Annotated in this window: 27 protein-coding genes; 16 read left to right on the top strand and 11 right to left on the bottom strand. The window is 55.8% G+C overall.

What is annotated here, in order from left to right:
- The first annotated feature begins 91 nt into the window (after positions 1 to 91).
- From mdtH to AFK67_RS07775, 9 genes are all read left to right on the top strand, one after another.
- Positions 92 to 1,300, top strand: a complete 1,209-nt coding sequence (gene mdtH / locus AFK67_RS07820; RefSeq protein ID WP_007711472.1) for a multidrug efflux MFS transporter MdtH — start codon at positions 92 to 94, stop codon at positions 1,298 to 1,300.
- Between the two features lie 76 nt (positions 1,301 to 1,376).
- Positions 1,377 to 2,024, top strand: a complete 648-nt coding sequence (gene grxB / locus AFK67_RS07815; protein ID WP_007711475.1) for a glutaredoxin 2 — start codon at positions 1,377 to 1,379, stop codon at positions 2,022 to 2,024.
- Between the two features lie 118 nt (positions 2,025 to 2,142).
- Entirely contained in the window at positions 2,143 to 2,703 is a 561-nt protein-coding gene (locus AFK67_RS07810) for a lipoprotein (protein ID WP_007747430.1), read from the top strand.
- Positions 2,704 to 2,831: 128 nt separating this feature from the next.
- Positions 2,832 to 3,878: a dihydroorotase gene (gene pyrC / locus AFK67_RS07805; RefSeq protein WP_007711479.1), complete on the top strand. Its 1,047-nt coding sequence runs from the start codon at positions 2,832 to 2,834 to the stop codon at positions 3,876 to 3,878.
- Positions 3,879 to 3,961: 83 nt separating this feature from the next.
- A complete protein-coding gene (gene dinI, locus AFK67_RS07800; RefSeq protein WP_004385233.1) occupies positions 3,962 to 4,207 on the top strand; it encodes a DNA damage-inducible protein I in 246 nt (81 codons plus the stop codon).
- 326 nt (positions 4,208 to 4,533) lie between these two features.
- Positions 4,534 to 4,788, top strand: coding sequence for a biofilm formation regulator BssS (gene bssS / locus AFK67_RS07795; protein WP_071601104.1), 255 nt, complete (start codon positions 4,534 to 4,536; stop codon positions 4,786 to 4,788).
- A gap of 116 nt (positions 4,789 to 4,904) precedes the next feature.
- On the top strand, positions 4,905 to 6,029 hold the full coding sequence (solA, locus tag AFK67_RS07790) for an N-methyl-L-tryptophan oxidase (RefSeq protein WP_038883876.1): 1,125 nt from the start codon (positions 4,905 to 4,907) through the stop codon (positions 6,027 to 6,029).
- Positions 6,030 to 6,351: 322 nt separating this feature from the next.
- Complete coding sequence (locus AFK67_RS07780) at positions 6,352 to 6,906, top strand: cytochrome b (protein ID WP_007711486.1); 555 nt, start codon at positions 6,352 to 6,354, stop codon at positions 6,904 to 6,906.
- Positions 6,907 to 6,920: 14 nt separating this feature from the next.
- Entirely contained in the window at positions 6,921 to 7,496 is a 576-nt protein-coding gene (locus AFK67_RS07775; protein WP_007711487.1) for a YceI family protein, read from the top strand.
- Positions 7,497 to 7,553: 57 nt separating this feature from the next.
- Here AFK67_RS07775 and trhO read toward each other — a convergent pair whose 3' ends face one another.
- Positions 7,554 to 8,603, bottom strand: coding sequence for an oxygen-dependent tRNA uridine(34) hydroxylase TrhO (gene trhO / locus AFK67_RS07770; protein WP_032966351.1), 1,050 nt, complete (start codon positions 8,601 to 8,603; stop codon positions 7,554 to 7,556).
- A gap of 226 nt (positions 8,604 to 8,829) precedes the next feature.
- Here trhO and AFK67_RS07765 point away from each other — a divergent pair, with 226 nt between their 5' ends.
- Positions 8,830 to 9,750: a Kdo(2)-lipid IV(A) acyltransferase gene (locus tag AFK67_RS07765; protein ID WP_007711497.1), complete on the top strand. Its 921-nt coding sequence runs from the start codon at positions 8,830 to 8,832 to the stop codon at positions 9,748 to 9,750.
- A gap of 132 nt (positions 9,751 to 9,882) precedes the next feature.
- Positions 9,883 to 10,260 (top strand): MysB family protein, encoded by a 378-nt coding sequence (locus AFK67_RS07760; RefSeq protein WP_007711500.1) that lies wholly within the window; start codon positions 9,883 to 9,885, stop codon positions 10,258 to 10,260.
- A 3-nt stretch (positions 10,261 to 10,263) separates the two neighbouring features.
- Here AFK67_RS07760 and AFK67_RS07755 read toward each other — a convergent pair whose 3' ends face one another.
- The 3 genes from AFK67_RS07755 to mdoG form a co-directional block, all read right to left on the bottom strand.
- Positions 10,264 to 10,491: a YceK/YidQ family lipoprotein gene (locus AFK67_RS07755; protein WP_004385242.1), complete on the bottom strand. Its 228-nt coding sequence runs from the start codon at positions 10,489 to 10,491 to the stop codon at positions 10,264 to 10,266.
- Between the two features lie 106 nt (positions 10,492 to 10,597).
- Positions 10,598 to 13,126, bottom strand: coding sequence for a glucans biosynthesis glucosyltransferase MdoH (mdoH, locus tag AFK67_RS07750; RefSeq protein ID WP_007711505.1), 2,529 nt, complete (start codon positions 13,124 to 13,126; stop codon positions 10,598 to 10,600).
- On the bottom strand, positions 13,119 to 14,654 hold the full coding sequence (gene mdoG / locus AFK67_RS07745; RefSeq protein ID WP_085958809.1) for a glucans biosynthesis protein MdoG: 1,536 nt from the start codon (positions 14,652 to 14,654) through the stop codon (positions 13,119 to 13,121). Before mdoG ends, mdoH begins: the two co-directional genes overlap by 8 nt.
- A 283-nt stretch (positions 14,655 to 14,937) precedes the next feature.
- On the opposite strand from mdoG, the gene mdoC reads away from it, so the two are divergent.
- Positions 14,938 to 16,095 carry a glucans biosynthesis protein MdoC gene (mdoC, locus tag AFK67_RS07740; RefSeq protein WP_007711518.1) on the top strand — a complete coding sequence of 386 codons (1,158 nt, stop codon included), beginning with the start codon at positions 14,938 to 14,940 and terminating at the stop codon, positions 16,093 to 16,095.
- A gap of 120 nt (positions 16,096 to 16,215) precedes the next feature.
- Here the strand turns inward: mdoC and AFK67_RS07735 are convergent, their stop codons facing one another.
- The 7 genes from AFK67_RS07735 to AFK67_RS23055 all read right to left on the bottom strand — a co-directional run bounded on the left by AFK67_RS07735 (position 16,216) and on the right by AFK67_RS23055 (position 20,695).
- Positions 16,216 to 17,703 carry a phospholipase D family protein gene (locus AFK67_RS07735; RefSeq protein ID WP_032966354.1) on the bottom strand — a complete coding sequence of 496 codons (1,488 nt, stop codon included), beginning with the start codon at positions 17,701 to 17,703 and terminating at the stop codon, positions 16,216 to 16,218.
- On the bottom strand, positions 17,636 to 18,178 hold the full coding sequence (gene ymdB, locus AFK67_RS07730; RefSeq protein WP_007711522.1) for an O-acetyl-ADP-ribose deacetylase: 543 nt from the start codon (positions 18,176 to 18,178) through the stop codon (positions 17,636 to 17,638). The genes AFK67_RS07735 and ymdB overlap by 68 nt, the downstream gene beginning before the upstream one ends.
- Positions 18,179 to 18,242: 64 nt before the next feature.
- Positions 18,243 to 18,545, bottom strand: a complete 303-nt coding sequence (locus AFK67_RS07725; RefSeq protein WP_032966357.1) for a YmdA family protein — start codon at positions 18,543 to 18,545, stop codon at positions 18,243 to 18,245.
- A gap of 140 nt (positions 18,546 to 18,685) precedes the next feature.
- Positions 18,686 to 19,015, bottom strand: coding sequence for a curli assembly chaperone CsgC (gene csgC, locus AFK67_RS07720; protein WP_007711526.1), 330 nt, complete (start codon positions 19,013 to 19,015; stop codon positions 18,686 to 18,688).
- 45 nt (positions 19,016 to 19,060) lie between these two features.
- A complete protein-coding gene (gene csgA / locus AFK67_RS07715) occupies positions 19,061 to 19,477 on the bottom strand; it encodes a curli major subunit CsgA (RefSeq protein WP_007711529.1) in 417 nt (138 codons plus the stop codon).
- 43 nt (positions 19,478 to 19,520) lie between these two features.
- The gene (gene csgB / locus AFK67_RS07710) at positions 19,521 to 19,976 is read right to left on the bottom strand and encodes a curli minor subunit CsgB (RefSeq protein WP_007711532.1); all 456 of its coding nucleotides are present in this window, start codon (positions 19,974 to 19,976) and stop codon (positions 19,521 to 19,523) included.
- A gap of 542 nt (positions 19,977 to 20,518) precedes the next feature.
- Positions 20,519 to 20,695, bottom strand: coding sequence for a hypothetical protein (locus AFK67_RS23055; RefSeq protein ID WP_155885894.1), 177 nt, complete (start codon positions 20,693 to 20,695; stop codon positions 20,519 to 20,521).
- On the opposite strand from AFK67_RS23055, the gene csgD reads away from it, so the two are divergent.
- The 4 genes from csgD to csgG are packed head-to-tail and all read left to right on the top strand — an operon-like array spanning position 20,678 to position 23,017.
- Positions 20,678 to 21,328 (top strand): biofilm master transcriptional regulator CsgD, encoded by a 651-nt coding sequence (gene csgD, locus AFK67_RS07705; protein WP_007711534.1) that lies wholly within the window; start codon positions 20,678 to 20,680, stop codon positions 21,326 to 21,328. The two genes, AFK67_RS23055 and csgD, sit on opposite strands and share 18 nt — an antisense overlap.
- 3 nt (positions 21,329 to 21,331) lie before the next feature.
- Positions 21,332 to 21,721, top strand: a complete 390-nt coding sequence (gene csgE / locus AFK67_RS07700) for a curli production assembly/transport protein CsgE (protein ID WP_007711544.1) — start codon at positions 21,332 to 21,334, stop codon at positions 21,719 to 21,721.
- Between the two features lie 23 nt (positions 21,722 to 21,744).
- Complete coding sequence (csgF, locus tag AFK67_RS07695) at positions 21,745 to 22,158, top strand: curli production assembly/transport protein CsgF (RefSeq protein ID WP_032966358.1); 414 nt, start codon at positions 21,745 to 21,747, stop codon at positions 22,156 to 22,158.
- Between the two features lie 28 nt (positions 22,159 to 22,186).
- Positions 22,187 to 23,017, top strand: a complete 831-nt coding sequence (gene csgG, locus AFK67_RS07690; RefSeq protein ID WP_007711548.1) for a curli production assembly/transport protein CsgG — start codon at positions 22,187 to 22,189, stop codon at positions 23,015 to 23,017.
- Positions 23,018 to 23,048: the final 31 nt, after the last annotated feature.

Below are 23,048 nucleotides of genomic sequence, written 5' to 3'. Positions count from 1 at the left end.
GATAAAAAAATATTGTCGCGCAAAAAGCCGCCAACGGACGCGCCAGGCCGTAAGATAGTCCGGTCTCTTCGCTTTTTTCCCTGGAGGGGAAATGTCCAGCGTGTCGCAGGCAAGAAGCCTGGGTAAATATTTCCTGTTAATTGACAATATGCTCGTGGTACTGGGCTTTTTTGTCGTCTTTCCGCTGATCTCAATCCGCTTTGTCGACAACCTCGGCTGGGCCGCGCTGATGGTAGGTATCGCGCTCGGTCTGCGCCAGCTTGTGCAGCAAGGGCTTGGCATTTTCGGCGGCGCTATCGCCGACCGGCTGGGCGCGCGTCCGATGATCGTCACCGGTATGCTGCTGCGCGCCGCCGGCTTTGCGACGATGGCTGTCGCCCACGAACCGTGGGTGCTGTGGGTGTCGTGCGTGCTCTCCGGGCTTGGCGGCACGCTTTTCGACCCGCCGCGCTCGGCGCTGGTGGTGAAGCTGGTGCGCCCGCAGGAGCGGGGCCGCTTTTTCTCGCTGCTGATGATGCAGGACAGCGCGGGCGCTGTTACCGGCGCGCTTATCGGCAGCTGGCTGCTGCAATATGATTTCCGGCTGGTGTGCGGCGTGGGCGCGCTGCTGTTTGTGCTCTGCGCGGGCTTCAACGCCTGGCTGCTGCCGGACTGGAAACTCTCCACCGTGCGCACGCCACTGCGCGAAGGTATGGGCCGGGTGCTGCGCGACAAGCGCTTCGTCACCTACGTGCTGACGCTCACCGGCTACTACATGCTGGCGGTGCAGGTGATGCTGATGCTGCCGGTCATGGTTAACGATATCGCGGGCGAGCCAGCGGCGGTGAAATGGATGTATGCCATTGAAGCCGTGCTGTCGCTGACGCTGCTCTATCCGCTGGCGCGCTGGAGCGAAAAGCGCTTTCGTCTGGAGCAGCGTCTGATGGCCGGGCTGCTGGTGATGACCTTAAGCCTGGTGCCGGTCGGTCTTGCCAGCAACCTGCAGCAGCTCTTCTCCTTGATTTGCCTCTTTTATATCGGCTCGATTATCGCCGAACCGGCGCGCGAGACCCTGAGCGCGTCGCTGGCGGACGCCCGCGCGCGCGGCAGTTATATGGGCTTTAGCCGCCTCGGGCTCGCCTTTGGCGGCGCGCTCGGCTACGCGGGCGGCGGCTGGCTGTTTGACGCCGGTCGCGCGCTCAACACGCCGGAGCTGCCCTGGGCGATGCTCGGCGTTATCGGCATCGGCACGTTTCTGATGCTCAGGTGGCAGTTCAGCCATAAACGGCTCGCACCGGGTCTCGTCGAGCAGGAAGGGTAAGACCAGGGGAGCGATTTGCTCCCCTGCGTTTTCTTTACCATACTGAAAAATCAGTAACCTGAGCAGGAGGAGAAACGTGAAGTTATATATTTACGATCACTGTCCGTTCTGTGTGAAAGCGCGCATGATTTTCGGGCTCAAGAACCTTCCGGTGGAGCTTATCGTGATGTCAAACGATGACGAAGCCACTCCCACCCGCATGATTGGCCAGAAAATGGCCCCGATTCTGCAAAAAGACGACAGCCGTTACCTGCCGGAAAGCATGGATATCGTGCACTACGTCGATAACCTCGACGGCAAACCGCTACTGACCGGTAAACGCAACCCGGCCATTGAAGAGTGGCTGCGCCGCGTGAACGGCTATGTTAACCGCCTGCTGCTGCCGCGCTTCGCCAAAGCCGCGTTCGATGAGTTCGCCACGCCAGAGGCGCGCCGTTATTTTACCGAGAAAAAAGAGGCGGCCATCGGGTCGTTTGACGACCATATGGCGCACTCCGCCGGGCTTATCAAAAACATCAGCGACGACCTGCGCGCGCTCGATAAGCTTATCGTCCAGCCAAACGCCGTAAACGGCGAGCTCTCTGAGGATGACATTCATCTCTTCCCGTTGCTGCGTAACCTGACGCTGGTGGCGGGCGTCAACTACCCTACCCGCGTCGCCGATTACCGCGACAACATGGCCAAGCAGACGCAAATTAATCTGCTCTCTTCCATGGCTATCTGACCCGCACGCCGGTGGCTCCCACCGGCGTTTTAAGCCGAATCCGCTTTTGCCGCTTCCACTGGCGGGGCATCCTGCTTTGTGTCAGGATCGCCCGACAGCACCAGAATGAGGGAAGCTTATGAAAAAAATGTTAGTCGCCGCGGCGCTTATCGTCAGCGGCTTGCTGGTGGGATGTAACCAGCTCACGCAGTACACCGTCACCGAACAGGACATCAATCAGGCGCTGCAAAAGCGCAATAACTACGCGAAAGATATCGGCCTGCCGGGCGTCGCGGACGCGCATATCGTTCTGACCAACCTCAGCAGCGCGATTGGCCGCGAAGAGCCGAATAAAGTCACGCTGACCGGCGACGCGAGTCTCGACATGACTTCGCTCTTCGGCAACCAGAAAGCGCTGGTGAAGCTCAAGCTCAAGGCGCTGCCGACGTTTGATAAAGACAAAGGCGCGATTTATCTGCGCGAAATGGAAGTGGTCGACAGTAGCGTAACGCCTGACAAAATGGCCCCGGTGCTCAATACGCTGATGCCGTATCTGAATAAGTCACTGCGCAGCTATTTTGAGCAGCGCCCGGCCTATGTGCTGAGCGAAGATCGCACCAACGGCGAGGCGCTGGCGAAAAAATTCGCCAAAGGGCTTGAAGTCAAACCCGGCGAAATCGTTATTCCGCTGACCGATTAAACCCCGCCCGGGGGCGCGATGCCCCCGAATTTTCATGAAAAGGATGCAAAGGAAAACGTTTACGCTTATCCTTAGTGCCCGGCATAAAACCAGCCATTACTGACTGTTTCCCCAAGCCGGAGCCTTCCATGACTGCACAACCCCAGGTTTTAAAAATCCGCCGCCCCGACGACTGGCATGTTCATCTGCGTGATGGCGACATGCTGAAAACCGTCGTGCCATATACCAGCGAAACTTACGGGCGCGCTATCGTCATGCCAAACCTGGCGCCGCCGGTCACCACCGTGGAAGCTGCTATCGCCTACCGCCAGCGCATTCTCGACGCGGTGCCGGCGCACCATACCTTCGAACCGCTGATGACCTGCTATCTGACCGACACGCTGGACGCCGACGAGCTGGAACGCGGCTTTAACGAAGGCGTCTTCACCGCCGCCAAGCTCTATCCGGCCAACGCCACGACCAACTCCAGCCACGGCGTTACCAGTGTGGATAACATCATGATGGTGCTTGAGCGTATGGAAAAGCTTGGCATGCCGCTGCTGGTGCATGGCGAAGTCACCCACAGCGAGGTCGATATCTTCGATCGCGAAGCGCGCTTTATTGAGACGGTGATGGAGCCGCTCAGACAACGCCTGACGGGCCTGAAGGTGGTGTTTGAACATATCACCACTAAAGACGCCGCCGATTACGTGCGCGAAGGCAACGACCTGCTGGGCGCGACCATCACCCCGCAGCACCTGATGTTTAACCGCAACCATATGCTTGCAGGCGGCATTCGTCCGCATCTTTACTGCCTGCCTATTCTCAAGCGCAACGTGCATCAGCAGGCGCTGCGCGAGCTGGTGGCGAGCGGCTGCGAGCGGGTGTTCCTCGGCACCGACTCCGCGCCCCACGCGCGTCATCGTAAAGAGGCGAGCTGCGGCTGCGCGGGCTGCTTTAACGCCCCTTCCGCACTCGGCGCCTACGCCACGGTGTTTGAAGAGATGAACGCGCTGGCGCACTTCGAAGCGTTTACCTCGCTCAATGGCCCGCGCTTCTACGGCCTGCCGGTGAACGACGGCACCGTCGAACTGGTCCGCGAAGAAAGCACCCTGCCGGAAACGATTGAGATTGCCGGCGATACGCTGGTGCCGTTCCTCGCGGGCGAAGCGGTTCGCTGGACGGTGAAAGGCTAAGGCAGCAAAAATATCACGGCCCCCTGTTGCATGACGCGCTGCAACACTGTATATATATACAGCATGATTAACAGGGGGTTGTTATGCGTATCGAAGTGACTATCGCCAAAACCACGCCGCTGCCGCCGGGCGCTATTGACGCGCTGGCCTGCGAGCTATCCCGCCGTATTGAAAGCCATTTTCCGGAAATGCCGAACCACGTGAGCGTGCGCTATGCCGCCGCAAATCAGCTGTCGGTGCTGGGTGGCGCGAAAGAAGATAAAGATCGCATCAGCGAAATTCTCCAGGAGACCTGGGAGAGCGCTGACGACTGGTTTACCACGGATTAACCCTCATTCCCGTCTTCTCTATGGTGTCAGTTTTCCGGGCTTCGCCGCCCGGTTTTTTTTATATTTGCCCCGCCTTTTTCTGCAATAGCCGCTTTTTTTCCTTTTCAGCATTTATCTCATTGATCGTCATTTTTAACTAAAATTTGCGAATAACCTGCCGTTTTATTGTTCAGTTAATTCAACTTCTGAAAAAAATGTGTTGCAGGGTATTTATTTCCTGCCCATTTTCCCTTATTGATTGATATACTTTATTTGCTTCAGAGAAGATAAGAAAACACGCATTGAACCTCATGAGTCGTTGTCTATAAACACGTATAAAGGGGGTTATGATGGAAAAAAATGAAGTAATACAGACGCATCCCCTTGTCGGATGGGACATCAGCACCGTCGATAGCTATGACGCACTGATGCTGCGGTTGCACTATCAATCCTCTCCGCAGGTGGATCGCGATGCGACCGAAGTTGGCCAGACATTATGGCTGACCACTGATGTAGCAAGACAATTTATTTCCATCTTAGAAGCCGGCATTGCAAAAATTGAATCCGGTGAGTACCAGGAAAGCGATTATCGCAAGCACTGATACCGTGCTTTCTTAAAACTCAAAGGCACCCTCCGGGGTGCCTTTATTTTTTCCCGCTTGAGAATTGTCCTGCTCTTAATTACTCTGCTAACCAATGGTTTTCGCGGAGTAATTTCATGGAATACGATCTGATTATCATCGGCAGCGGCTCAACAGGCGCAGCGGCCGGTTATTACGCCACCCGCGCCGGGCTTAACGTATTAATGACAGACAGCGCCCACCCGCCGCATCAGGAGGGCAGCCACCACGGCGACACGCGGCTTATCCGTCACGCCTACGGCGAAGGCGAGCGTTACGTGCCGCTGGTGCTGCGCGCCCAGGCGCTGTGGGATGAATTGCAGGAACTCGGCGGCGAGCGCATCTTCGAGCGTACCGGCATTATCAACCTCGGCCCTGCCGACTCCGAATTTCTGGCGAATGTGGCCGACAGCGCCGCGCGCTGGCAACTGCCATTGGAAAAGATGACCGGCGACGAAGTGATGGCGCGCTGGCCCGAAATTCGCCTGCCGGAAAACTACCTCGGCCTGTTTGAGCCTGACTCCGGGGTACTGCGCAGCGAAAAAGCGATCGCCACGTATATCCGCCTTGCTGAAGAAGCGGGCTGCGCGCAGCTCTTTAATTGCCCGGTCAGCGACATTGAGACCACCGCGGACGGCGTGCGCGTCACGACCGCTGACGGCGTTTATCACGCCCGTAAAGCGCTTATCAGCGCGGGCACCTGGGTATCGCGCCTGGTGCCGGGGCTGCCCGTTACGCCGGTGCGGAAAATCTTCGCCTGGTATCAGGCCGATGGCCGCTACAGTACCAACAACCGCTTCCCCGCCTTTACCGGCGAAATGCCGAACGGCGACCAGTTTTATGGCTTCCCGGCAGAAAACAACGAGCTAAAAATCGGTAAGCACAACGGCGGGCAGGTCATTTCACGTCCTGAAGAGCGCGTGCCGTTTGGCGCGGTGGCGAGCGACGGCGCGGAAGCGTTCCCGTTTCTGCGCAACTTCCTGCCGGGCATCGGCGGCTGTCTGTATGGCGCGTCATGCACCTATGACAATACGCCAGATGAGGATTTTATCATCGACACCCTGCCGGACGCGCCCAACGTACTGCTGGTGACGGGCCTGAGCGGCCACGGCTTTAAGTTCGCCCCGGTGCTTGGCGAAATCGCCACCCAGTTCGCCGCCGGTAAACCGTTCGATTTCGATCTCACGCCGTTTTCGCTCGCCAGGTTTAACACTTCTGCATGATTTTGCAGCGGGCCGGGAAACGCACCCGGCCCGTCCCGCCCTGGCGCACTGTCAAAATTATTGATTTCGCGCTGACAAAACCTGATAAAACGCTAAACTATTTTGCGGCTAATCATCCTTATTACGCTGCTACCGGGCATTATAACGAACAGGAAAAACGTTATTCGGCTGCGTTATAGCGGTTTCAGCAATCAATTAGCGTTTTTTACACGATATATCTTATTGTTCAAATTATTTGAATAATTTGTTTCGTTTTTTTGGTTTGCTTTTACCGCGCCCAGACGCCACTGTTTGAGTCATTCTTACTGATGGACGCATAATCATGCAGTGGCGTAACTCACCAACACGATATGGACATATCTCAGTACTGTTTCACTGGCTGATGGCGCTGACGGTTTACGGCATGTTTGCGCTCGGGCTGTGGATGGTCTCGCTCGGCTATTACGATGTCTGGTATCACCAGGCACCAGAAATTCACAAGAGTATTGGCATCATTCTGTTTGTCTTTCTGCTCGTGCGCGTGGTCTGGCGCTTTATCTCGCCGCCCCCGCCGCCGCTCGCCAGTTATTCACGGCTCACCCATATCAGCGCCGTCGCGGCGCATGTGATGCTCTATGTGATGCTGTTTACCATTCTTATCAGCGGCTATCTGATCTCAACGGCCGAAGGCAAACCGATATCCGTTTTCGGGTGGTTTGAGGTGCCCGCTTTCGTCAGCGGCGCAGGCGAACAGGCTGACCTCGCAGGAGACATTCACCTGTGGCTCGCCTGGTGCGTCGTGCTGCTCTCGGTGGTGCACGCCGCCGCCGCGCTGAAACACCATTTTGTCGACAAAGACGTCACCCTGAAGCGGATGCTCGGGAAAGCGTCACACTAACCATGGAGCGAAATATGAAGAAAAGCCTGCTGGGGGTCACTCTGGGTGCCCTGCTGTTCACCACCGGCTCAGCCGTTGCTGCCGACTATAAGATTGATAAAGAAGGCCAGCACGCCTTCGTTAACTTCCGTATCCAGCACCTGGGGTACAGCTGGCTCTACGGGACATTCCGCGATTTCGACGGCACGTTCACGTTTGATGAGAAAAACCCGTCGGCCGATAAAGTCAACGTCACCATTAACACCAATAGCGTTGACACCAACCACGCCGAGCGCGACAAGCACCTGCGCAGCGCGGAATTCCTGAACGTGGCGAAGTTCCCGAAAGCGACCTTTACCTCCACCGGCGTGAAGAAGGATGGCGATGAGCTGGATATCACTGGCGACCTGACCCTGAATGGCGTAACCAAACCGGTCACGCTTGAAGCGAAACTGCTGGGCCAGGGTAAAGATCCGTGGGGTGGCGAGCGCGCGGGCTTCGAAGCGGAAGGTAAAATCAAGCTGAAAGACTTTAACATCACCACCGACCTGGGCCCGGCGTCGCAGGAAGTGGATCTGATTATCTCTGTGGAAGGCGTGAAGCAGAAGTAATCGCCTTTTCGGCATAAAAAAAACCGGTCAGCTGACCGGTTTTTTTATACCTGCGGGTTATTCCGGGTCCGGAATGCCGAGCGTCGTGTTCAGCCGCCCGCGCGACTTATTAAAGATTTTATTGCCGTTCTCGCGACCCGCGCGGCGGCGGCGCTGCTCGTCTTCCGGCAATGCCATCTCTTCTTTGCACACTTCGCTGCAGCAACCGGCAAATTTCTCGGCGCACGCCGGGCACTGGATAAACAGCAGATGGCAGCCGTCGTTTTTGCAGTTGGTGTGGCTGTCGCACGGCGCGCCGCACTGGTGGCAGTGCGCGATGACATCTTCCGAGATGCGCTCGCCCATGCGTTCGTCAAACACGAAGTTTTTCCCGACGAACCGTACCGGCAGCCCCTGTTCACGGGCTTTACGGGCGTACTCAATAATGCCGCCTTCGATATGCCAGACCTTCTGGAAACCGTTATGGCGCATGAACGCGCTCGCTTTCTCACAGCGGATCCCGCCGGTGCAGTACATAACAATTTTCTTGTCTTTGTACTCCTGCATCATCTCCACCGCTTTCGGCAGCTGCTCGCGGAAGGTGTCCGCCGGGATCTCCAGCGCGTTCTCGAAATGGCCCACTTCATATTCGTAGTGGTTACGCATATCGATAAACACCGCATCCGGGTCATCGAGCATCGCGTTTACTTCCGCGGCCTTCAGGTATTCACCCACGTCGCTCGCGTCAAAGCTCGGATCGTCGATACCGTCCGCCACGATGCGATCGCGCACTTTCATGCGCAGCACCCAGAAGGATTTCCCGTCATCATCCAGCGCGATATTCAGGCGCAAACCATCAAGCGCCGGGTGGAAACCATACAGCGCCGCGCGAAACGCCTCAACGTTGCTTTCCGGGACGCTAATCTGCGCGTTGATGCCTTCATGGGCCAGATAGATGCGGCCAAAGACATTGAGCTCGGTGAAGGCTTGATAGAGCGCATCGCGCGTCCCTTTCGGGTCGTCGATGGTGAAATACTTATAGAATGAGATAGTGGTGCGCGGCTCGGTTTCGGCCAGCATGCGCGCCCTCAGCTCCTCATTCGATATGCGGTTGTGTAACACTGGCATGGTGTACGTTCCTGCTATCGGTGGGGGGAATAAATAACGGCCGGCATGATATAGCAATTACCGTTAATTTACATCCCTACATTTTGCGCTACATTTTCCACACCTTAGCGATTTTTTATCTGACAACAGGCGTCGCGGCGCGAACGGCAGAGAATTTTGGTCGTTCGCAAAAAAATGTCACAATACCGGCCGTGAAAGGGCTTCGCCTGCAATTAATGGAATTTTCATGACGCATTTACCGCAATTTTCTCGCGCACTGCTGCACCCCCGTTACTGGCTGACCTGGCTTGGCATCGGCCTGCTGTATCTCGTCGTGCTGCTCCCCTACCCGGTTATCTGGCGTCTGGGTCGCGGGCTTGGTCGCCTGGCGATGCGGCTGATGAAGCGTCGCGCGCGCATCGCGCATCGCAACCTGGAGCTCTGCTTTCCGCAAATGAGCGAAGCCGAGCGTGAAGCGCTGGTCGTAAAGAACTTTGAATCCGTCGGCATGGGGCTGATGGAAACCGGCATGGCCTGGTTCTGGCCTGACTGGCGCGTCGCGCGCTGGACGCAAGCGTCTGGCCTCGAGCCGGTTAAAGCCTTGCTGGCGCAAAAACAGGGGATTTTGCTGATCGGCGTGCATTTTCTGACGCTGGAACTGGGCGCGCGTATGTTCGGTATGCACACGCCGGGCATTGGCGTTTACCGCCCGAACGACAACCCACTGCTCGATTGGCTGCAAACCTGGGGACGCCTGCGCTCCAATAAAACGATGCTCGACCGTAAAGATCTTAAGGGCATGATCCGCGCGCTGAAAGGCGGCGAGATCATCTGGTATGCGCCTGACCACGATTACGGCCCGCGTAACAGCGTGTTCGTCCCGTTTTTCGCGGTCGATCAGGCCGCCACCACTTCCGGCACCTGGATGCTGGAGAAGATGTCAAACGCCAGTATCGTGCCGTTTGTCCCGCGCCGCAAAGCGGATGGCAGCGGTTATGAGCTGATTGTGCTGGAGCCGGAGCCAGCTCCGCCCATCGGCAGCGCTGAAGAGACCGCCGCCTGGATGAACAAGGTGGTCGAGAAGTGCATTCTGATGGCGCCGGATCAATATATGTGGCTGCATCGCCGCTTCAAGACGCGCCCGCAGGGCGTGCCGTCCCGCTACTGATCCTTCTGCCCGCAACGCGCGATGTTGCGGGCTCTCTTCACCCTCCCGCCCTTTTTTCCCCGTTCATTCTTGCAAATCGCAATCTTCGACTATTCTTTCCTGAAACAACCATGTCCGTTCAGGGAGTAAGCTATGACTATGTACGCCACGCTTGAAGAAGCCATTGACGCAGCACGTGAAGAGTTCCTCGCCGCGAATCCGGGAGTTGAGGAAGAGGACGCGGTTGTCGGGCTGTTCAACATGCAAAAGTATGTGCTGCAGGATGGGGAAATCATGTGGCAGGTGGAGTTCTTCGCCGATGAAACCGACGAAGGCGACTGCCTGACCGTGTTAACCGGCGACGCCGCGCAGAGCGTGTTCGACGGCGATTTCGATGAAATTGAGCTGCGCCAGGAGTGGCAGGAAGAGAATACGCTGCACGAATGGGATGAAGGCGAGTTTCAGCTGGAGCCGCCGCTTGATACCGAAGAGGGGCGCGCGGCGGCAGACGAGTGGGATACCACCCGCTAAGCGTTACTCATACGGGCCGTGATGCATATCGACCGGCAGCAGCAGCGTGTCGAAGATAAGTGAAAACGGCAGGTCGAGCATCAGAATAAAGCGCCACGGCCTGTCACGCACGTCCCACTGCACGCCGGGGTAATACTGGTTGCCATGTCCCTGCCCCGGCACGGCGCGACTGATGATGCTGCCACAGCCGCAGAGCATCCAGACGGCAAGCAGAACGGCGATGATTCTCAAAGGCGAACTCGCTTTTTTAACAGAGTGTCTTAAGTATAACAGCCCGTCAGACGGGCAAAAAAATGCCGGCCATCAGGCCGGCATTTTCATCTCTGACGTTAAACGCTTACTGCGCGCGCAACGCCTGCGGGTTGAGCTTCAGCTCGTCGTAGTGGCTGACCCAGGAGGAGTATTTCTCCGGGTGCGCCCAGAGGCGATAGTGCATACGCGCCATCGTCACCGGGTCGCTCAACAACACCAGCCGGCGGTCGCGGGTGAGCTTCTCCGGCGTATCGTTCAGCGCCTGCTCGACGTGACGATCGCGGGCAATCTCCAGCACGTGGCTTGCACGGTGACGCGCGGTCGCCATGGCGGTCGCCAGCGCGTTAAACGACGGATGGAACACCGCGTGCATAAAGCCATCTTCCAGTGAGCGGCTGCGGTTGAGTTCCAGATAACGATCGGTATCCACCAGTACCTGAGGCGGCGAATACTCTTCCGGGATCAGGAACAGCTTCCAGCGTTTGGTACGCAGGCCCACGGTCGCGCGGCTCGAAATCACCGACACGAACGGCGAGAGGATCAGCGAGAACACGATAGGCGCCAGCCAGAACAGGAAGCGCAGATCGAGCCACGCCATCCCGACGGCCCATACCAGGCCCAGCAGCAACTGCGAGCCGTGACGCAGGAACGCTTCGCCCCACGGGGTAGAGTCGTCGTCGCGCTGCGGCGAGTTCCAGACCACTTCCCAGCCGAGGAACGCGCTCACCACAAACACGGTGTGGAACAGCATACGCACCGGCGCCAGCAGTACCGAGAACAGCACTTCCAGCAGCAGAGAGAGCGTGACGCGCAGGAAGCCGCCGTACTCTTTCGGGCCTTTACACCAGATGAGAATGACGCTCAGCAGTTTCGGCAGGAACAGCAGCACCATGGTCGAGGCGAACAGCGCTATCGCCAGTTCAGGACGCCACTGCGGCCAGACCGGAAAGAGCTGACGCGGCTGCAGGAAGTATTGCGGCTCGGTGAGCGCATGTACCACCTGAAGCGCCGTGGAGAGCGCCAGGAACAGGAACCACAGCGGCGCCGACAGATAAGACATCACGCCCGTCAGGAACACGGCGCGGTGAACCGGGTGCATCCCTTTCACCAGGAACAGACGGAAGTTCATCAGGTTACCGTGGCACCAGCGGCGGTCGCGCTTAAGCTCATCCAGCAGGTTCGGCGGTAACTCCTCATACGAGCCCGGCAGATCGTAGGCAATCCACACGCCCCAGCCCGCACGACGCATCAGCGCCGCTTCCACGAAGTCGTGGGAGAGGATGGAGCCTGCGAACGAGCCTTCGCCCGGCAGCGGCGCCAGCGCGCAGTGCTCGATAAACGGCTTCACGCGGATAATGGCGTTATGGCCCCAGTAGTGCGATTCGCCCAACTGCCAGAAATGCAGACCCGCGGTGAACAGCGGCCCGTAGACGCGGGTGGCGAACTGCTGGCAACGCGCATACAGCGTATCCATGCCAGACGCTTTCGGCGACGACTGGATGATCCCGGCGTTCGGGTTCGCTTCCATCAGGCGTACCAGACCGGTCAGACAGTCGCCTGTCATCACCGAGTCTGCGTCCAGCACCACCATGTAGCTGTACTGGTTGCCCCAGCGACGGCAGAAATCGTCGATGTTGCCGCTTTTACGTTTCACGCGACGGCGACGACGGCGATAGAAAATCTGCCCTTCGCCCTGCACTTCGGCAATCAGCTCCATCCAGGCTTTCTGCTCGGCGACGCAGATATCCGGGTTGTAACTATCGCTCAGGATATAGACGTCAAAGTGCGCCTGCTGGCCGGTGGCTTTCACCGACTCCCAGGTCGCCCGCAGACCCGCGAACACGCGATCTACATCTTCGTTGCAGATTGGCATGATGAGCGCGGTGCGATGCTCAGGGTTGATAGGCTCATCCCCCACCGTCGAGGCCGAAATACTGTACTTATCTTTGCCGATAAGCAGCTGTAAAAAGCCCATCAGCGCGGTCCAGAAACCGGCGCTGACCCAGCAGAACAGGATAGCGAACAGGATGAGGATGCCGCTTTGCAGTACATACGGCAGTAGCTGCATCAGGGAAACCAGCCAGTCCTGGCCCATCATGTCAGCCGGGTTGATCAGCGCCCAGCCCTGATACGGCAGAATGGTTTTCATATACCACGTGGCGACAACAGTCTGGGAGAGCGTCAGCAGCAGCAGGATGTAACGGCGTATGGTGCCGACCGTACGCCATTTCTGCTCCGCGGCGCGCTCTTCTTTCGTCAGGCCCGCCATGTAGCGTGGCAGCACTTCGCGACCGCGCAGACGATCCCAGAAGCGCCCAATCGGGTTGGTGCGCCACGGGTCCGGGAACATGGAGGAACGCGTTGCCTTCGGCATCGCCTGGATCTGCGTGCGGCCTTCGTCGTCTTTGATCAGCTGATCGCCATTGAGCGAGTCTGACCAGCGCTGTTCAAGACGCGTTTTTACCGAGCCCAGCGGGGAGTCATCCTCGCGGGCCCAGACGCGCCCTTCGGCGTCCAGCGCCTGATGAAGGGCCTGCATGTCAGATGTCGGCAGCGCCGCTTTCTCGATGTCGGAAAGCGGCAGCAGGTCGATATACTCAGTAGACTTATTCATTGGCAGGTAGCTGATAACTCCAGGTTTCACTCAGCGGCTGGTCGGCATTTACAAGAGCCGCGCGCATTTCAGTGGTTTTCTTGGCGTCTTTGATTTTCACGCGCAGCGTCATACGCCAGCCTTTGGTGACCGGGTTGTAACGCACGCTGTTTTCCACGATTTCGCCGTTATCGCCAATGCTCGCCTGAGCGGTGACCGGCGTGTTGTCCGGCAGCTTTTGCATCTCGGTGCCGGTGAAATCCACCACAAACGCGATGGTGCCGTCCGGCTGACGAATGAGGTTCGACTGTTTCACGTCGCCTGTAGAGCGGCGGGTCTGGAGTACCCACGCGTTTTCCGGGGCATGCAGCTTGTCTTCATCGCGGCTAAAGGTGATGGTGTATTTGAAATTCATCTCCTTACCCGGCTCCGGCAGCTGATCCGGCGTCCAGTAGGCCACGATATTATCGTTGGTCTCGTCGTTGGTCGGAATTTCCACCAGCTCGACTTTCCCTTTGCCCCACTGACCCTGCGGCGTTACCCACGCGCTCGGACGCAGATCGTAGCGATCGTCGATATCTTCAAAGCGGGAGAACTGACGGCCACGCTGCAGCAAACCGAAGCCCTGCGGGTTTTCAGTCGTGAACGTGCTGACCGCGAGGTGTTTCGGGTTGTTCAGCGGACGCCAGATCCACTCGCCGTTACCGGCGTGCAGAGAGAGGCCGTTGGAGTCATGCAGTTCCGGGCGATAGTTCGTCGCAGGCGACGGCTGGTTCGGCCCAAAGAGGAACATGCTGGTCAGCGGCGCTACGCCAAGCTTGCCCACTTTATCGCGCAGGTACACTTTTGACTGCACGTCCACGACCGTATCGCGCCCGGGGGTAATGATGAAGCGGTAGGCGCCGGTCGCGCGCGGAGAATCCAGCAGCGCGTAAATGGTCAAACGTTTGTCGGTGGCTTTCGGACGCTCGATCCAGAACTCACGAAAGCGCGGAAACTCTTCGCCGGACGGCAGCGCGGTGTCGATAGCCAGACCGCGCGCAGAGAGACCATATACCTGGCCCTGACCGATAACGCGGAAATAGCTCGCCCCGAGCATGCTGACGATTTCGTCGTTTTTATCTTTATTGTTGATCGGGTAGAGCACTTTGAAACCGGCGAAGCCCAGGTCTTTGACGGTGTCTTTATCGTGCTGAACGTTGCCGAAATTAAAATAATCCGGGCTGTACTTAATTTTACGAACCGTATTGGCGGTCACTTCGTTAAGCGCGACCGGCGTGTCGAAGTACATACCCTGATGGTAGAATTCAAGCTTGAACGGGGTTTTGATTTTGCTCCAGTACGCTTTGTCATGATTGAACTGGATCTGTTGGTAGTCCGCGTATTTCATATCGCGGAAAACGGAGGGCAGGTTGCTTTTCGGCGCTTCATAGCCTTTGCCTGCTAAGGATTTCGCCTGTTTTGCGACGTCGTCGATAGTGAAGGCCCAACCCGAAGTGGTATAAAGTGACAACATCACTGCCGCACCCAGCCAACCCATTTTCATCATCTGTGTTTTATGTTTCATATAACTAAGCACTTCCCCCTTTGTGTGCTTAAATCAATCCGATCCATTTTAATGGAAACTTGCGGTTTCCGACAACACAATCCCCGCTTTGTTCAGCACGCCGGCTCAGGGATTAAACAAATGAATGCGCGCTATTTTCGCTTTGTGACGCTTTGCGAATTTGTCCTGGAGACAGTGTGTCGGCCTTCCTGTAGGGTGGGGGCCGAATCTAAAACAGAATCAGCCTAAGGGATAAGGCGAATAGTCCGAGATTTTATGGAGTGCTATGACGACGTCGACACAGAGAGAGTTTTTTCTCGATTCCATCCGCGCATGGTTGATGCTTTTAGGCATCCCCTTTCATATTTCGCTTATCTATTCCACGCACCAGTGGCATGTTAACAGCCTGACGCCCTCCGCGGGCCTGACGCTGTTCAACGATTTCATTCACGCCTTTCGCATGCAGGTCTTCTTTGTTATTTCAGGGTATTTTTCCTACATGCTGTTCCTGCGCTACCCGCGCAAACGCTGGTGGAAAGTGCGTGTTGAGCGCGTCGGCATCCCGATGCTGACCGCCATTCCGCTCCTCACGCTGCCGCAATTTTTGATGCTGCAATATGTGAAAGGCCGTACCGATGACTGGCATACGCTTTCCGGTTACGACAAATACAACACGCTGGTGTGGGAACTCACCTCACATTTATGGTTTTTGTTGGTGCTGGTGGTGTTCACGACGATCGGTTTACTGATCTTTCAGCAGATAAAAAACTGGCCGGAAGCAAAAAGCGCGGCGCTGGCGGAACGCCTGACATTAGGAAAACTCTCAGCGCTGTTTTTACTCCTCGGCATCGCTTTCGCCGCCCTGCGCCGCCTTATTTTTATCGTTTATGCGCCGATATTAAGCGACGGTTTGTTTAATTTTGTGGTGATGCAAACTTTATTTTATTCGCCGTTTTTCATTCTCGGCGCGCTGGCCTTTAAGCATGCCTCGCTAAAAGAGCGCTTCACCACGTTTTCGCCGGGCTGCGCGGTCGGCGCGACGGCGGCGTTTATCGCCTATCTGCTCAATCAGCACTACGGCAGCGGCGACGCCTGGATGTATGAAACCGACAACGTGATCAGCATGCTGATGGGGCTGTGGATGGTCAACGTGGTATTCTCGCTCGGCCATCGCCTGTTGAACTTTAAATCCTCACGCGTGACCTATTTTGTGAACGCGTCGCTGTTTATCTATCTGGTGCACCATCCGCTGACGCTGTTCTTCGGCGCGTACATCACGCCGCACATCCACTCGAACGCGCTCGGCTTTATCACAGGCCTGGTGTTTGTGATTGGCATCGCCGTGGTGCTTTACGAGGTGCATCTGCGTATTCCGCTGCTGCGATTCCTTTTCTCCGGCAAACCGCAAAATAAAACCCCGGCGCCAGGCACGGCGACGGGGTGATCGGACACGCGCCTTTGCGGCGCGTGGTTAGCGTGTGACTGGCGCGTCGTTAATGCGCAGCGGATGTGTTTTTGGGGTTTGTTTTGGGGTTGGTTTTGGGGTTGGTTTTGGGGTTGGATGTCAGAGCATCCACTCAACCGGCAGCCGGTACACCAGGCGCACCAGCAGGCGCTGCCAGAAGCGCGTTTTCGGCTCCTTTTTCCAGACAATCTCTTTGCCGTCTTTCTCTTCTATCCAGTTGATGCGTCCCCAGCGGTCGAGCCGTAGCGCCCATGCCGCCTCGCGCCGCGTGCGCGTAAAACGCTTATGTATCGCGCCCGCGAGCGTTTCGCTTTCAATCACAAACCCCATTTCGGTGTTGAGCATCGCCGAGCGCGGATCGAAGTTAAACGAGCCGATAAACACCTGATTCCCGTCAACGCTGAACGTCTTGGCATGCAGGCTGGAGCCGGAGTTCCCGGTAAGCCCACGATCGTGCGGCACACGGCCTGGATCGCGGGTCGGTTTCAGCTCATACAACTCAACACCGTGGCGCAGCAGTTTTTTGCGCCAGCGCGCGTAACCGGCATGCACGACCGCGACATCATTCGCGGCCAGCGAATTGGTCAGAATCGCGATTTTCACCCCCTTGCGGCGTAGCGCCAGCAGCAATGCCACACCGCCGCGGGTCGGCACGAAATAGGACGAGATAATATCAAACTGGGTTTTGGGCTCGCCGATAAGCGTCATCATGCGCTGTGGCAGCAGCGTATGGGTGCGCGCTCTCCCCTGCCCTTTGCGCGGGTCGTCGCTCAGAAGGCGGGTTTTAGCCCACACCAGCGGGAGCGTGCGGGTTTCGATATAGCTCGCAAAGCGTGTGCTTTCAAGCCGCTCCAGATAACGCTGCGCCACCGGGTCGTCCTTCCAGTGCGGCGGCAGCTGAACGCGGGCGTCAATCTCCTCGGCGTCAACCTCCAGTACGCTATCAAGCGTTGACACCGAGCGGCTCTTCCAGTAGCGCTCGAAATCCCGGGTAACGTCCGCCACGACAGGGCCAATTGCCAGCACATCAAGGTCGGAAAACAGCGGCTGCTCGCCTGCGCCGAAATAGGCATCGCCCACGTTGCGCCCGCCGATGATCGTCACCTCGCCATCCACCGTGAAGCTTTTATTGTGCATCCGGCGATTAAGCCTGGCGAAATCGGTGAGATAGCCCAGTGCGCGCAGCGTGCGAAACGAGAACGGATTAAAGAGGCGAATTTCGATATTCGGGTGCGCGTTGAGCAGACGCAGCGTGTCATCCATGCCCACGGTATTGTTGTCATCAAGCAGAATACGCACCCGCACGCCGTGCCGCGCCGCCGCCAGCAGCGCGCCGAACAGCAGCCGCCCGGACATATCGTCTTCCCAGATATAGTACTGAACGTCGATCGTCTCCTCGGCCATCTCCGCCAGCAGATAGCGGGCGGCGAAGGCATCGAGGCTGTCATCGAGCGGATGTAAACCGCTGTCGTTGGGGTGCTGGGCCGTGGTCGGCGCAATAGCGCGACCGAGCCGGGTATTATGCGCCCGGCTGTGCGTCGTATTGTCCCAGTAACCGCTGGTAAAGCAGGAAGTTTTCTTCGTCATAGCAGACAAAGTATACCTGCTGAAGCTGAGGGCGCCTGGTGAGATAATCCGAAACGGTATCAAAGGCGATTTGCGCCGCCGCCGCTTTCGGATAGCCGTAAATGCCGGTGCTGATTGCCGGGAACGCCACGCTGCGATAGCCGTTCGCGATAACCAGTTCAAGGCTGTTGCGATAGGCGTCCGCCAGAAGTTGCGGTTCGTTATCGTGCCCGCCGCGCCAGACTGGGCCTACGGTATGCACCACGGCTTTCGCCGCCAGGTTGCCCGCCTCGGTAATGACCGCATGCCCCGGCTGGCATTCGCCCTGCTGCTGGCGCACAACCTTACACGCGGCCAGCAACGCAGGCCCGGCAGCCCGGTGGATAGCGCCATCCACACCGCCGCCGCCCATCAGCGAAGGGTTGGCGGCGTTGACGATAACGTCGGTATCGATGCGGGTGATATCGCCCTGCACCACTTCAATGCGCCCTGACATACTTCTCTCCTGATAAACGCTGTTCATTCAAGTGTAGAACAGCGCGCCCGGTCGCCGTCAACGCTTAACGGTAGGTCAGGGTCAGGATGCCGAGGGTATGTTCAGGATTAAGGTAATCGAGGCGGCTGTGCACCCACGGCGAGTGGAGCTCGCGCACGCCAGAGGAGAGCAATGAGAGCGTCTGGCGATGCACCTGATGGCCGCGTGGGCAGGAGAGCTCAATGCGCGCGGCGTTATGCGCCACCGAACAGACCTCTTCAACAATAGCGCCATGAAAGGCAATGGTTCCGCCTGTCCGGGCCTGGGCTAACGCGGAGAATCCGACGAGTGCGGTAGCGATTAGCGTAAGGGAAAGCGACTTGTGCATATCGAGGTCTCCTGCAGAGGCGTTATTATTTTAACTTGCAATTAACATATAAATTACAAATTGACATAATTAAAGCCGATGCAGAAGAATTTCATCGTCCGGTAAAAATTATAAACAGATGTTAAATCAGCCCACTGGCGTTACAGGCGCCCTGGCGGTGACCACTGCCCGTAAAAACTCGTCGCGCCGCTGTCGCTGACGATGACCCGCAGCGTGATGATATCGTCAGCCGCGAGGTTTAAGAAGAAGGTGGATAATGCGAGAGGAGTGTTCGGTGACAGGGTCAACACTTTTCTCTGCTGCGTGACCACGCTGCCCGCCCTGCCTTGCCGGTGAAGCTCCATCTCAATACGGCACAGACAAGGGTGTGCCACGGTCACGACGGGCGTCACTTGCCAGCCGGTTCCCTGGGGCTGCGTGTTGAATGCTACCTCGCCGCTCAGGGCCGCGATCATCAGTAAATCCAGCATGGTGCGCTCCTGATGAAGCAGGGCCGTAGCCCTGCCCGTTGATAATCAATACTGAGAGGCGCTGGCGTGGTTGCTGTAACCGGTCTGGGTTACATACACCTGTGAACCGGACGCGGTCTGGTTGACCAGCGCGCCGTTTTGGACGCCGTTCTGGTTTACCGTCACGCCGGAGTCGTGACCATTCCATTGATCGATGGTCGAGTTGTTGGCGAAACCGTTCTGATTAAGCAGGATTTTGCTGTCATTAGCCCCCTGCCCGACATCTGCGCCGTTCGCCGTGCCGAGCTGATTGATTTCGGTCGTTGAGTTTTTAGCATCCGACTGCAGTGCGGTCGTATTGTTGTTAACGCCTTGCTGGTAAATTTTCAGCGTGGAGTTTTCAGCGGACTGATGGAAAGGAAATGCCATAGCGCTACCGGAAACAACCAGCGCGGCGATAACAGCGATTTTAATCAATTTCATGAGACAACCCCCATTGGAAAGATGATAAAAACACGAAATGGCGTTAACGCTGAATGATGCGAACGGCCATCATTGACTGCCTTTGTACAACAACTGCAGCTTTTTGCGTCCCTGCCTGGATAATGCTTGCACGGTTACCCACACCCTGTTGAGTTACCGAAGCGAGATTCCCATAGCCCTCCTGGCTAATCGTTGCCTGATTAGCGGCGCCTGTTTGCGTAACAGAAGCCACATTGGCATCCCCACGCTGATCGATAGCGGCCTGGTTAGCGATACCATTTTGCACAATCGTGGCCTGTAATTTGGTTCCTTCCTGGCCTATCCGCGCGTTGTTTCGTGAGCCTTCCTGGCCAATAACGGCTGCCTGATTCAGTGAAGAGCGGCTTAATTCATTTACGGCAAAGTTATATTCAGCGCCAGCCATATCCGTTTCAACCGCAAACACCGGCGGTGACGCTAACAGAGAAACAAAACAACAGCTCAGCAATAATTTCTTCATATTACACCTGGCCCTCAAGGCTTAACATTTTAAACCTCACGCCACAGGCGAAGATGAGCACCTGAAATCGGTAGATCGTCACGCCACGACAAGCAGTATGTCTTGCGATATTTATAAAAAACCTCACCTGTTTTTCGTATTTTATAACCCATCTCTGCAATTGAGGTATGATTCATTCATGTGAAAAAGGATTAGAAATCGCCGCCTCATTAATAAACCCGTCATACTTATTTTATTTTTTAATTATTACTACAAGCTCACAGCTTTGTTATTACTGAGAGTTATCTCCGGTTTTTTATTGAGGCGGCCGCTGTAGCACTCGCTGCCTGTCGTCATAGTAACGTTTGTCCCAGAGAGCCTGAAAAAAACTAAAAGCACTTTAAAATAAAAGAGTTAAACGCATTTTCCACTGAGATTAACCTGCCTAAAACCCTTCGCCATGCTACAACGAAGCTTAACCACCCCTAAACCATAAGAAATATTTAACAATTTTTAGTTACATTTAGTTACTTTTTTAACACTTGCTTTAAACCGCGCAATAGTTAGATTGGACCAATAAGAATTTTCTTGTTTTTATTTTTATCGCCAGCCACTGGCGACAGGTGTCTTTTATTTTTGGCTAACACATAACAATGCTCACCGATACGGAAGGCTGATGGATTTTCTTCATCAGCCGTGTGTAAATAAAACGGGGTTTCATCATGATTAATGAATTCCATGCGTTACATGGTCAGTCATTATTGTTGATCACCAAACCGTCCCTGCAAGCCAGCGCGTTATTGCATAATTTTAAAATCGCTCTTAACCTGGAGGGCAAAATTCATAACATTCAGCGCTCTCTGGAAGAGATACCAGCAGGATCGCTTATTCTATTAGATATGGCTGAAGCCGATAAAAAAAGCATTTCTTACTGGAAAGATAATCTCGGACGGCGTCAACAGACTGCAAAACTCATTCTGTTAAATGTGCAGGATGAATACCCCTTTCAGGAAATAGAAAAATGGCCGCACATTAGCGGCGTGTTTTACGCGACTGATGATGAAAAGCGCGTAATTGATGGGATGCGCTGCATCCTGCGGGGCGAGTGTTTTTTCAATCAGCGCCTGGCAAGTTACCTGATCACCCGCTCCGGTTTTTACCACTTCATGACCTGCGATGCCGTCCTGCTGACGCATCGCGAAAAAGAGATCCTCAATAAACTGCGCTTCGGTGCCTCTAACCTGGAAATCGCCCGCTCACTCTTTATCAGTGAAAACACCGTCAAAACCCATCTTTATAACCTGTTTAAAAAGCTGGCGGTCAAAAACCGTACACAGGCCGTCACCTGGGCAAACCATCACATGAGGGGCTAATTGATGAAGCGCTGGCTCTTGTGTGGCCTCATTACGACACTCTGGGGCGCGGCGGTGTGCGGGCATGCCGTTGAACCCGAGATCCCCGGTCTGGTTACCGACCATACGGTCTCCTCGGTCGGCCATGATTTTTATCGCGATTTTGCTGAGAAATGGGATACGCCTTTTGACGGCACTCTCTCAGTCAGTGAAAAGCCGAGTGCGCGCTGGGGTAGCTGGATAACCCTTACGCTCGATCAGGATGTGATTTACCAGACTTTTTTATTTCCTTCCCGCAGAGGGGCGGATAAAGCGGTTGAGCTTGCAATCGCGCAGGCCAGCGAGGCGCTGAAACAGCGTCAGATAGATAAAGCGTTACTCAGTACCGGTGATTTAACCGGCGATGAATTTTAATTCACTGAACGACGGAGGCTGCTATGCGGCGGACACTTGCTGTCATGACGTTATTGTTGCTATCACACTCGGGTCTGGCCGGAAATATGACCTTTCAGTTTCGTAATCCCAGTTTCGGCGGAAACCCTAATAACGGCCCTTTTTTGCTGAACAACGCGCAGGCGCAAAACTCTTATAAAGACCCGTCTTACGACGATTACAAAATTGATACGCCATCGGCGCTGGATAATTTCACGCAGGCGCTTCAGTCACAGTTGCTGGGTGGTCTGTTAACCAACATTAATAAAGGAAAGCCGGGTCGTATGGTCACCAACGATTTTATCGTCGATATCGCCAATCGTGACGGTCAGCTGTATCTCAACGTGACCGACCGAAAAACCGGTAAAACCTCCACGATCCAGGTTTCCGGCTTACAGTCAGGATCGACCAATTTTTAAATGCTGTGATAACAGAAGGATTACGACAATGCAGCGCCTGATCGTTCTTATCGCCACCATAATGTTAAGCGGATGCCTGACCGCGCCTCCAAAGGAGGCCGCAAGCCCAACCCTGATGCCGCGCGGGCAAAGCTATCAGGATTTGACGCATCTGCCGGAGCCGAAAGGGAAACTTTACGTCTCGGTATACAATATTCAGGATGAAACCGGGCAATTCAAACCTTACCCGGCCAGCAACTTCTCAACCGCCGTACCGCAGAGCGCCACCGCCATGCTGGTCACAGCATTAAAAGATTCGCGCTGGTTTATTCCTCTGGAACGCCAGGGGCTTCAGAATCTACTCAACGAGCGAAAAATTATTCGCGCCTCGCAGGAAAATGGCACGGTCGGCGATAATAACCGTATGCCGCTGCAGTCGTTAATGTCCGCCAACGTCATGATTGAAGGCTCGATTATTGGCTACGAAAGTAATATTAAATCGGGCGGCGCTGGAGCGAAATATTTCGGCATTGGAGCAGATACACAATACCAGCTCGATCAGGTCGCCGTGAATTTACGCGTCGTGAATGTCAGTACCGGCGAGGTTCTCTCTTCCGTTAATACCAGTAAAACAATTCTGTCTTATGAGGTGCAGGCAGGCGTCTTTCGCTTTATTGAATATCAGCGGCTGCTGGAAGGTGAGGTCGGGTATACTGCCAACGAACCCGTGATGCAGTGTCTGATGTCGGCAATCGAAACGGGCGTTATCTATTTAATTAATGATGGTATTACGCGCGGACTCTGGGAGCTTAACAATCCTGGCGCGGTGAACGATCCGGTACTGAAGAAATATCGCGATCTCACCACTCCCGCGGCCTGACTGGCTAATAAAAAACCCGCTGACGCGGGTT

It is taken from the genome of Cronobacter dublinensis subsp. dublinensis LMG 23823, from assembly GCF_001277235.1.
Classification (GTDB): Bacteria; Pseudomonadota; Gammaproteobacteria; order Enterobacterales; family Enterobacteriaceae; genus Cronobacter; species Cronobacter dublinensis.
Note: the sequence above shows the minus strand (reverse complement) of the source record. Positions and strands in the feature narration are given on the sequence as shown.

Coding starts and splice junctions, on each gene's coding strand:
- csgD (WP_007711534.1), top strand. CDS start 20,678: ATGATTAATGAATTCCATGCGTTACATGGTCAGTCATTATTGTTGATC.
- AFK67_RS07725 (WP_032966357.1), bottom strand. CDS start 18,545: ATGCACAAGTCGCTTTCCCTTACGCTAATCGCTACCGCACTCGTCGGA.
- bssS (WP_071601104.1), top strand. CDS start 4,534: ATGATGGAAAAAAATGAAGTAATACAGACGCATCCCCTTGTCGGATGG.
- csgE (WP_007711544.1), top strand. CDS start 21,332: ATGAAGCGCTGGCTCTTGTGTGGCCTCATTACGACACTCTGGGGCGCG.
- mdoC (WP_007711518.1), top strand. CDS start 14,938: ATGACGACGTCGACACAGAGAGAGTTTTTTCTCGATTCCATCCGCGCA.
- solA (WP_038883876.1), top strand. CDS start 4,905: ATGGAATACGATCTGATTATCATCGGCAGCGGCTCAACAGGCGCAGCG.
- AFK67_RS07775 (WP_007711487.1), top strand. CDS start 6,921: ATGAAGAAAAGCCTGCTGGGGGTCACTCTGGGTGCCCTGCTGTTCACC.
- csgB (WP_007711532.1), bottom strand. CDS start 19,976: ATGAAGAAATTATTGCTGAGCTGTTGTTTTGTTTCTCTGTTAGCGTCA.
- trhO (WP_032966351.1), bottom strand. CDS start 8,603: ATGCCAGTGTTACACAACCGCATATCGAATGAGGAGCTGAGGGCGCGC.
- dinI (WP_004385233.1), top strand. CDS start 3,962: ATGCGTATCGAAGTGACTATCGCCAAAACCACGCCGCTGCCGCCGGGC.
- AFK67_RS07765 (WP_007711497.1), top strand. CDS start 8,830: ATGACGCATTTACCGCAATTTTCTCGCGCACTGCTGCACCCCCGTTAC.
- AFK67_RS07735 (WP_032966354.1), bottom strand. CDS start 17,703: ATGACGAAGAAAACTTCCTGCTTTACCAGCGGTTACTGGGACAATACG.
- mdoH (WP_007711505.1), bottom strand. CDS start 13,126: ATGAATAAGTCTACTGAGTATATCGACCTGCTGCCGCTTTCCGACATC.
- AFK67_RS07760 (WP_007711500.1), top strand. CDS start 9,883: ATGACTATGTACGCCACGCTTGAAGAAGCCATTGACGCAGCACGTGAA.
- csgC (WP_007711526.1), bottom strand. CDS start 19,015: ATGCTGGATTTACTGATGATCGCGGCCCTGAGCGGCGAGGTAGCATTC.
- mdoG (WP_085958809.1), bottom strand. CDS start 14,654: ATGATGAAAATGGGTTGGCTGGGTGCGGCAGTGATGTTGTCACTTTAT.
- csgF (WP_032966358.1), top strand. CDS start 21,745: ATGCGGCGGACACTTGCTGTCATGACGTTATTGTTGCTATCACACTCG.
- mdtH (WP_007711472.1), top strand. CDS start 92: ATGTCCAGCGTGTCGCAGGCAAGAAGCCTGGGTAAATATTTCCTGTTA.
- csgG (WP_007711548.1), top strand. CDS start 22,187: ATGCAGCGCCTGATCGTTCTTATCGCCACCATAATGTTAAGCGGATGC.
- ymdB (WP_007711522.1), bottom strand. CDS start 18,178: ATGTCAGGGCGCATTGAAGTGGTGCAGGGCGATATCACCCGCATCGAT.
- AFK67_RS07810 (WP_007747430.1), top strand. CDS start 2,143: ATGAAAAAAATGTTAGTCGCCGCGGCGCTTATCGTCAGCGGCTTGCTG.
- AFK67_RS23055 (WP_155885894.1), bottom strand. CDS start 20,695: ATGGAATTCATTAATCATGATGAAACCCCGTTTTATTTACACACGGCT.
- csgA (WP_007711529.1), bottom strand. CDS start 19,477: ATGAAATTGATTAAAATCGCTGTTATCGCCGCGCTGGTTGTTTCCGGT.
- AFK67_RS07780 (WP_007711486.1), top strand. CDS start 6,352: ATGCAGTGGCGTAACTCACCAACACGATATGGACATATCTCAGTACTG.
- pyrC (WP_007711479.1), top strand. CDS start 2,832: ATGACTGCACAACCCCAGGTTTTAAAAATCCGCCGCCCCGACGACTGG.